11 protein-coding genes are annotated in these 8,690 nt (G+C 44.8%); all 11 read left to right on the top strand.

Annotated features, from left to right (window positions below; genetic code table 11):
• Positions 1-76 precede the first annotated feature (76 nt).
• The 11 genes from C0068_RS11160 (at position 77) to C0068_RS11100 (ending at position 8,669) form a co-directional block, all read left to right on the top strand.
• A complete protein-coding gene (locus tag C0068_RS11160; RefSeq protein WP_103682677.1) occupies positions 77-1,639 on the top strand; it encodes a transposase in 1,563 nt (520 codons plus the stop codon).
• 187 nt (positions 1,640-1,826) lie between these two features.
• Entirely contained in the window at positions 1,827-2,030 is a 204-nt protein-coding gene (locus C0068_RS11155; protein ID WP_103684573.1) for a hypothetical protein, read from the top strand.
• The gene (locus C0068_RS11150; RefSeq protein WP_103684572.1) at positions 2,027-2,959 is read left to right on the top strand and encodes an MvdC/MvdD family ATP grasp protein; all 933 of its coding nucleotides are present in this window, start codon (positions 2,027-2,029) and stop codon (positions 2,957-2,959) included. The genes C0068_RS11155 and C0068_RS11150 overlap by 4 nt, the downstream gene beginning before the upstream one ends.
• A 5-nt stretch (positions 2,960-2,964) precedes the next feature.
• Positions 2,965-3,615: a hypothetical protein gene (locus C0068_RS11145; RefSeq protein WP_146047885.1), complete on the top strand. Its 651-nt coding sequence runs from the start codon at positions 2,965-2,967 to the stop codon at positions 3,613-3,615.
• Positions 3,616-3,914: 299 nt separating this feature from the next.
• On the top strand, positions 3,915-4,136 hold the full coding sequence (locus C0068_RS11140; RefSeq protein ID WP_199176159.1) for a hypothetical protein: 222 nt from the start codon (positions 3,915-3,917) through the stop codon (positions 4,134-4,136).
• Complete coding sequence (locus C0068_RS11135) at positions 4,126-4,554, top strand: hypothetical protein (RefSeq protein ID WP_146047884.1); 429 nt, start codon at positions 4,126-4,128, stop codon at positions 4,552-4,554. Before C0068_RS11140 ends, C0068_RS11135 begins: the two co-directional genes overlap by 11 nt.
• Positions 4,555-5,306: 752 nt before the next feature.
• Complete coding sequence (locus tag C0068_RS11125; protein WP_103684568.1) at positions 5,307-5,846, top strand: hypothetical protein; 540 nt, start codon at positions 5,307-5,309, stop codon at positions 5,844-5,846.
• Between the two features lie 285 nt (positions 5,847-6,131).
• Positions 6,132-6,641, top strand: coding sequence for a hypothetical protein (locus C0068_RS11115; RefSeq protein ID WP_146047883.1), 510 nt, complete (start codon positions 6,132-6,134; stop codon positions 6,639-6,641).
• A gap of 4 nt (positions 6,642-6,645) precedes the next feature.
• A complete protein-coding gene (locus C0068_RS11110; RefSeq protein WP_103684565.1) occupies positions 6,646-7,215 on the top strand; it encodes a YdbT family protein in 570 nt (189 codons plus the stop codon).
• 9 nt (positions 7,216-7,224) lie between these two features.
• Entirely contained in the window at positions 7,225-8,070 is an 846-nt protein-coding gene (locus tag C0068_RS11105; protein ID WP_103684564.1) for a hypothetical protein, read from the top strand.
• Positions 8,071-8,165: 95 nt separating this feature from the next.
• The gene (locus C0068_RS11100; RefSeq protein ID WP_103684563.1) at positions 8,166-8,669 is read left to right on the top strand and encodes a hypothetical protein; all 504 of its coding nucleotides are present in this window, start codon (positions 8,166-8,168) and stop codon (positions 8,667-8,669) included.
• The last annotated feature ends 21 nt before the right edge of the window (positions 8,670-8,690 follow it).

Here is an 8,690-nt window from a genome sequence, read left to right as displayed (position 1 = left end):
GCGTTGAGGCTGTAGATTTTCTCTTAAAAACCAGTGTTTTTTGCTAAAATCAGGCATCTGATCAGGGAGTGATGACATGCCCAAGTTCAAGCCTTACAACTACAACCAAGATGCGATGGTTGTGATCAATTTTGCCGAGCAAATTCAGCCTGGTACCTTCGAGTTTACGCTGCACCATCTCATAGAAAATCATATCGATCTGTCAGTCTTCTACGACAAGTACAACAATGACGAAGGTGGTCGCAAGGCCTACGACCCGGCAGTGCTGCTCAAGATTATCCTCTTTGCTTATTCCAAGGGGATCACTTCCAGTCGGGAAATCCAGTGGCAGTGCGAGCACAATATTATCTTTAAGGCGCTGTCCTGCGATTCGGTACCCCACTTCACGCTTATTGCCAGTTTTGTTAGCAACTACCCCGATGCCATTGAAGCGGTGTTTGAGGAGGTTCTGCTGGTCTGTGACCAGCAAGGCTTGCTGGGTTTGGAGTTGCTTGCCATCGACGGGTGCAAAATGTCGTCCAATGCGGCGAAAGAGCACTCAGGTACTTTTGACGAACTCGCACAGAAATCCGCCAAACTCCGCAAACAGATTCAGCACCACATCAAAGAGCATCAGCGCCTGGATGCACGTAAACCCAACGAGAAGGTGCGCCAGCAACGGGCCGAGCAGGCCGCCAATACCCTGTTCAAGCAGTATAAGAAAATCAACGATTTCCTAAAGACAGCAGCCCCAAGGATGGGGCAAGGACAACGGCCAAAGGAAGTAAAAAGTAATATCACCGACAACCAATCCGCCAAAATGCTGACCAGCAAAGGCACGATCCAAGGCTATAACGGAGTAGCCACCGTAGATAAAAAGCACCAGATCATTGTGGATGCCCAAGCCTTTGGCGAAGGTCAGGAGCACCATACACTCAAGCCTGTTCTAGGCAGAGTCGAGAACCGCTTCGAGCGCTTAAACATCAATGCCTCCATCTACGGAAAAGGCTTGGTCATCACCGCTGACACTGGCTTTGCGAATGAAGCCAATAACGAATTCCTGAAGAAGAACCGGATTAACGCCTACATCCCCGACAATCAATTCCGTCAGCGTGATCCAAAATTCAAAGATCAGAAAGCCAAGTACGGGAAGCGCCATCGGGACACAGTGAAAGGCCAGAAGTCAGTCATTCCGGCCAGCGAGTTTACTCTCAATATTACAAAGAAAACCTGCCATTGCCCGACAGGAAAAGAGATGTGGCTGCACAGCGAAGGCACTACCACCGGCGGCAAACTCAAGCTCAGCTTTGAGGGCAGGCTCACCGACTGTCGCCATTGCCCAATTAAGACTGACTGCATGCGCAACCCAGCATCAGCCGATACACGGCATGGCCACGGTCGCCAAGTGGCCTTCACTATTGATAGTGGCAAGACGGCGACAGACTGGATGAAAAAGCGGGTCGACAGTGCCAAGGGCAAACTGATCTACAGTCACCGGATGTCTGTAGTGGAGCCAGTATTTGGTAACATCGGTACCAACAAAGGCTTGAACCGCTTCTCGCTGAGGGGCAAAGACAAGGTTCAAGGACAGTGGCAGTTGTATTGTTTAGTCCACAATATTGAGAAGCTCTCCCGCTATGGTCGAATCGGGTTATATTAGGCGGAACAAGGGCCATTTACAGCTCAAAGTGGTGCCTCAGAACAAAACGAAGCGGCTGATAGAAATCCAAAGGAGCAGGAAGCGTTGTGAAGAAATCCGAAAATAAGCAAGATTTTGAGGCGCGAGGAATCATGCGTTCTGCTAAATCAGAAAATCTACAGCCTCGTTATATTCATAAGGAGAATTCGTGCAAAATCATCTCTTAATAAAATTCGCAAAGAGAAAACCTTTCCAACAAAAACCTGAAATGCCAAAAGGTAGTGTGTTTGATCACAAAAGAGGAATTTGGATGTATGAAAACAAGCCTTTAGTAAGCCATACATCAAAATTTGGGACACAAGCTACGAAGAAATGTGATGTGGAAACGGGCGAGGATCAGAAAGGAGAATGAGTGGAACCTGCCTTATTGTATCAAGCATATATGACTTCTCAGTAGACCTGGTGATTCAAGAGCTAGAGAAAAGAAATGTTGATTACTTGCGAATCAACAAAGAAAATCTTAGCCAATACGAAATAAATATAAATCCAGTAAAAAAAGAGTTTCATATCTCAGGGGAAGGCATCGATAGGGAAATAACAAAAGTTAAATCAATTTGGTTTCGACAAGCAGTTTTCTTAAGAAACACTCCTGCGAATGCCTTAAATCTCGAAGAGCAGTTGTCCAGATCACAATGGTCAGCTTTTTTAAGAAGTTTAATGCTATTTGAAGATTCATATTGGATGAATTGGCCAGCAAGTACTTATGCGGCAGAATCAAAGCCGTATCAGCTAATGATAGCATCAGAAGTTGGCTTTAAAGTTCCGGTGACTGAAGTTGGGAATAGTTTCAAAAACTCAAAAATACTAGACACCAAAATTATAGTTAAATCTTTAGACACTGTATTGCTAATGGATGGTGACGACTGTTTATTTACCTATACTTCTAATGTTGAAGCATCAGAACTTATAAAAGGTAACGTTAATTCAGCGCCATTAATAGTTCAGTATTATGTTAATAAAAAAACAGATATTAGAGTTACGGTAATAGAAAATGATATTTTCGCGGTAAAAATAACATCTAATGGAGCGGGAATAGATGATGACTGGAGACTTACAAAAAGAGAGCACATAGAATATACAGACATTCCACTACCTGACGAACTAGTGAAAATCTGCAAGTTATTTATGAAGAGACTGAATTTAAATTTTGGAGCTATTGATTTTATAGAAAGTAATGGAGAGTATTACTTTATTGAAATTAATCCCACTGGTGAATGGGGCTGGCTTTCAAATGAAAAGAGAGCAATAGAAAAACATATCGCAGACGCTCTATCAAGATGAAGATTATGGAAAACCTAAAAGGGGTCCTCAGCGTACCTTTTCCTTTTATCTATCTATATAGATTAGAAAAACGCAAGCTCTCAGATGCCACTAATTATATGTCCGAGGAGCATGCTTTCTTTTATGAATTAGATAAAGCCATTGTAGATAGCAGGTTGAAAGAAGAGCACTCAAGATCAAAACAGATTGATGATAAAACTTCAAAATTCAACCTTGGCTTAAGTTTATGCCTCACAATAATCGGCGTAGCAGCAACTACAATTGCTAAATTATTACCTGACCATGAGTTAAAGCCAATAGTTATTGCCTTTTTAAGTATTTCATCTTTATACATGCTAATTGGTGGCTTGGTTTCATTATCGGCTTTCAAATTGATGCCAACTTATGGTTATGGAAGTAGGTATGAGTGCTTAAAAGCAAGTAATGAAAGAGTTGAGGGCATAAAGGCTCTTATAGGGCAAGAGAATGTAAATCTTATAAAGCAAGTCCGTAATGAAGTTGCATATCAGTGTTTGAGAAATGGCTTTGTCATGCTTTTCATGGCACTGGCAATCATTAGCTACACATCTGTTCTAAGTGCATACCTCGGATCTCCAAAAGCTATGTCATTAGTTAGTTATTTAAAATGCTTGGCAGGTGAGTATGTGCAATTTTAATATAACAAACTCATCCAAGCGACCGCCTTCGGCGGCGCTTCATGGGGGCGTTAGGTGCCTTACAATGGAAGAATTCCGAGACCAAATAACCAAAGCACTAGATCACTTTGAGTACATTAAATTCGATAAGAAACATACTTGGCATAGGAGTATGGTTTATCTCTACTGTTCCGTGGTCGAATATTCAGATGCCTTATTTAATCAGTTTAAAGTTGAGAAAAGTGTCGCAATCCCACTAATAGTCCGTTCGCTGCTTAAGGCATATATAGACCTGAAAAATCTATGCGAGAATCCTGAATATGGCTATAGCCTGCAAGCGGCAAATTGCGCCGGGTGTAACCGCTGGTATTCACAAGCCTGCCGATTTGGCTGGTTATCGAAATGCTCCCGTGTTTATCCGACGTTCCATGCACACCCCGCCAAGTAAAGAGGCTGTGCGGGATGCCATGCCTGCCTTCTTTGAATTATTACGAGAGGAAGAAAATGCCGCCGTGCGCGTGGGCCATTACGTTGGCAGCTAAAAAAATGGAAAAATGTACATATCCTTCAGGAACTGTTGGGTGGCAAGATTTTATTTTTGATGAGGAGGAAATACACATAGACATAGACAGATGGAAGTTAGATAAAGATAACGTCGTTGCCACTCATTTTCATCAAGAATTTAGAGCCTACATTCCTATTGTGAATGGGTCTGACGTCTTAATTTGTTCAAGAATTTGTCGGGGTCATACAGCAATGATCATGTTGCAGAGAGTTTTTTCTGCTTGTCTATTTTTTGTCATTAAACCTTATGATGAAATATTGGCTGAGAAGGTGGCCAGTGAATTTTCGCGAATCAAAGAGGGTGCTCTCGCTAGTGCACTATCTGAAGCCTGGATTCAAAGCGTAAAAGATGGCAAAGCAATATATCCAGAAAATCTCGTGAAGTCTGTTGCATGATCACGTTATCAAACGCGTGCATGGGATTCCAAAACTACTCTTTTTCTATCCATGGTGCGAGCGTTAGGCTCACCAACAACGTGCCCAATTAGAATTATGGATACACACACATTATTTAATTTGGCCGTTTCAAAGCCGGTATGGACTTGATCAAACTGGAATAAGGTGAGCAGAAAGACAGGCTCTTGCGACAAGCCTGTCGAATGACTGCTTTCCTGAAATAGTCCTTCAAAATTAACTGATTTAATAGGGCCGCTTCAGGGTGATAGCCGCACTTCATGCAAAGCTGCCGACTGCTCACCAAGAGCGGTCGCTCCTAGCGTACGATAAAAGTGGTTTTACAATAAGGTGGCCAAAGTGGTCAGCTTATGGGTGAATCGACACAAAATAAAGAGATGTCGAGGATGGGCTAATAATGAGTAATTATTTTAGGGAAATTCAATCCGAGGGAAAAGTTCAATTACGTTGTCAAATAAAAGAATCAAAAGGCTTTTCTGTCAATTTCAGCAATGGCTGCTGGTTAGACTTACGCAGTGAGGATGGCCATTTGAGTCGCACCAATTCTTATGGCGAAAACTGGTTTTGCAATGCCGATGATAGGTGATTAGCTTCCGTTTTGAACTGGCTTTCCTTTTGAGACGACCCAAGGGATGAAAAAGGATTGTTGTTATCATTGGACGACCGGGGGAGGGGGTTGCTGGATAGAAAAACCGTGTAATGCTATCTAAAACAGACAGCAAAAGGCGGTTTCCGTGATAGACAACAATCTGAACATTAATCTCGATTCAGTCACGTTTAAAGGGCTCTCCTCATCCCGCGCAAGGATGTTGAGCCTGGTTGCATCTCTAGGTCTATTTTTCGCCTTTAATGGCTCACTCCTAGTGATGGCCAATCATGCAGACAATGCTGGATTGGTTCCCGGTGAGATATTCCTTCTCGCGACCTCCGTGTTGCTTTTTGAGTACATTGGAAGAGGCAAAACATCAATATTGCTTGTAGCTCGATTTCTTGTCGATGCGATGCCAATTTCGGTGCTATTTAGACATGATAAAAGGGTGCTTGACCGTGGCCGGGCTGAGCTTGAGCGAGTTCTGGTCACGATGGATCTCTCAAAACTTGATGCCTACGCTGGCTTGAACCCCTGTATTTCGGCGTCTATCGCGGACAACCTCCGGGATGTCGCATGTCGAGGTGAATTGAAAGACTGGCTGAAAGACCCACGGCGCCTAGCATCAGCAGCGAACTTAATGTATCAGCTGCACATCACCGAAGAATTTGTCGATTCTTGCTAAGCCAAGATTGGGGCAGAGCTCTCTGCCCCAATCTTACCCAATTCCAATCCTAGCTTTTGTACTATCACCTCAGCACTCAAATTCAGATGTCGAGGTTCTAAGTGGTGATACAGGGGCGGTTCAGCAATGGAAAGCGGAAAAAAATATACAACGCTGACGTGTTCTCCAGCGATTTGAAGCGGTATCAGCTTGAAACCCTATCCAACTCTCCGTCCGAAGCGTACAGCGAAATGGTTGCACTAGCGGCCGAAGAGGGGATTACCCTGATCCGATTGATCGAGATCTATGCCGGAAATCTCTCCGATCGCCAGCCAAGTGACCATCCAGTTTTACTTCATCATGAAACGACCGACGACAAACCACTTCTTGGTCAGCAATAGGTGTTCTATGCAGATTTTGAGAGTAACAGATGCCCCTGGCGAATACCCAGATAGGCTGATTTACGGGGTGTTGGAAGCGTTGCACTCCTACACTCTTTATGAGTGTAAGGGCCGGGACAACATATCACTTGGTAACCCTGCTGAGACTGTGGTACTCGACAACTTACATCTTGCTACAGCCCCCTCACGAATAATCAATCAGATTATGCAGTCCGGGCAAATAGTTGATCGGCTGATATTGGTGGATCAACAAGAAGATCACGACATCCAGGCACCAGAAGGGTGTACCGTTGATCACCACTTTGTTCTAGTCAATTGCCGCTTCCTCCCTCAGTCTTTTTCCCAAAAACGGGATTATTATTTTGACCCGGCCGATGCGGTTACAACCCTTCTAAACCTCACTAAAGCAGCCTGAAACGATGAGTGATCGAGACGCGATAGAAGAGACAGGTGCGCCCAAGAGCGCCGAATACACGGATGAATCCATACTATGGGAAGGGAAACCTTCGCAAATCGTCAACCTCCCTACTTATTTGTGGTGGGGCGGTATCTCGGTAGCCATTCTAATCTTCAAGTCCATGTGGGACGACGGAATGGCCACCCAGTACCCTCCGCTTGTGGATCTTATCATTGCCTGGTCAACAACCGGCGTTCACATCGTAGCGGCAATCAGCATGTTGTACGCCTATCTAGCAATCCGCTACACGCATACGACTATTACGCACAATAAAATCAAAGAAGTTAGAGGCATCACCAAGATTTTTAGGCAAGAGCTATTTTGTGAAATCAGCGATGTAAAAGATGTCAAAAGCCCCCCTGCAGGACTTCTTGCACTGTTTGGCCTTGCATCGATCGTCATGGAAACCTCTGACAATGACCAGCCTACCATCAAGATCCGAGCGATACGCAACCGCAGCCAGGTTGTAGAACGGTTTCTCCCTGTATGGAGAGAGTTGAAGGTAGAGCGTCGAGGTTACTTTTCAGATTAAGGAGTTAGCGTGACAGTTCGTAAATACATCGCCATAGGAATCTTGGCGGCATCAATATCAGCCGCGTCATGTGATCTTTATGCCTCAAGCCCGGCCGACACCGCACCAAATGTGAGTATAGAGGAGGTGAAAGCAATTTTTGGCGACGGGTTAAACACCGACAATCCAGTACTTCAGCGCCTGCTCCTTGCAATAGGCATGGAGAGAACTCGACATGACATGACCTTCCAAGAACAGAAAATTGGCGTCCCATACATTGTGGACGCCACCCCGGAGTATTGGGCCACAAAATTCGCAGAAGGGGATAAACGTATTGATACGCTTGTTAATTCTGCTTTGCTTCTCTTATTTGCAGATAGCCCAATTCCGAACGCTGATCTAGCTGCAGTCCAGTTACTCAATGAAGCTGCTTCTAAAGGATACTGGCCGGCTAGCAGCTACATGGCCGAGTTCTATGTCGCTCGCCTAATTGAGCAAGCGGCAGATCCTCAGGGTTCGATACCTATGAGCGTTGATTATCTGGCCAATCTCGGAAAAGCGACAGCGGAGCAAGCAATGGGACACCTCAATGTCTGTGCGTCCGCCGGCTTTGCCCCCTGCCAATACAGGATTGGATTTTGGTTATCCGACTCAGCGGCAGATCTGAATAATGGGCTGACGGTACTCAGAGAGGCCATTCGCACCACTTTGGCAGACGCACGATATGAGGGGTATGTGGACAGCAGTTTTCACGAGGCTGTCACTAGAATCTATGAAAAGGGCGCAGAAATAGGCCTCAGTGAGACGGCAAGAAACCAGTACCTTGATCTGCTAACCAAATATAGTTCAGTTGAAAGAATTTATCCTTCGCTTTGATAGGTGGTAACAGTTATCCGATGCTCTTTCTAATTAATTGAACTTATCATCGTAATTCAAACACAAGCGATTTTCTAAACTACAAAGAGGGCGTTATGAAGAGTTTGCTTTTGGGAGGTTTGTTTCTTGTCGCAACAACCGTAGTAGCAGCGACTGATCCGCAGATCACAGGCATAGCAAAGAACGCTCAGTTCAAGGCATGCCTATCAACAGTCTCCGCACTGGAGAAATTTTTTGGGGAAGGAAATAATTACGGTAGCTGGGCATCATGGGCTACCTCCCAGCCAGACAAACAGCCATTCAATGTAAGCATGGAAATCACGTTTAGCGATGGCGACCAGCTCGTTGATTTCACTGTCACACCCACTCCGGATGGGGAGTGTAGTTACGTGTATACACGCACTTGGTTCTCACCAAAGTCCTGCATAGCAACATCCAAAGAGGGTTTTCTTAATGACGCAAAATATAAGACCGATCTAAATAAAAACATAGCAGCATTTGAGGATGGCGGCACCAGAGTCCTGCTAATGCCAGCCGGAAGCGGTTGCGTCGTCCAGAAGAAAGAGGTTGGGTTCAGGCACAAAAAGCAAGGAACATAGCAACCGCTTCAGCCTATGAGT

The organism is Zhongshania marina, assembly GCF_002915595.1.
Lineage (GTDB): Bacteria > Pseudomonadota > Gammaproteobacteria > Pseudomonadales > Spongiibacteraceae > Spongiibacter > Spongiibacter marinus_B.
Note: the sequence above shows the minus strand (reverse complement) of the source record. Positions and strands in the feature narration are given on the sequence as shown.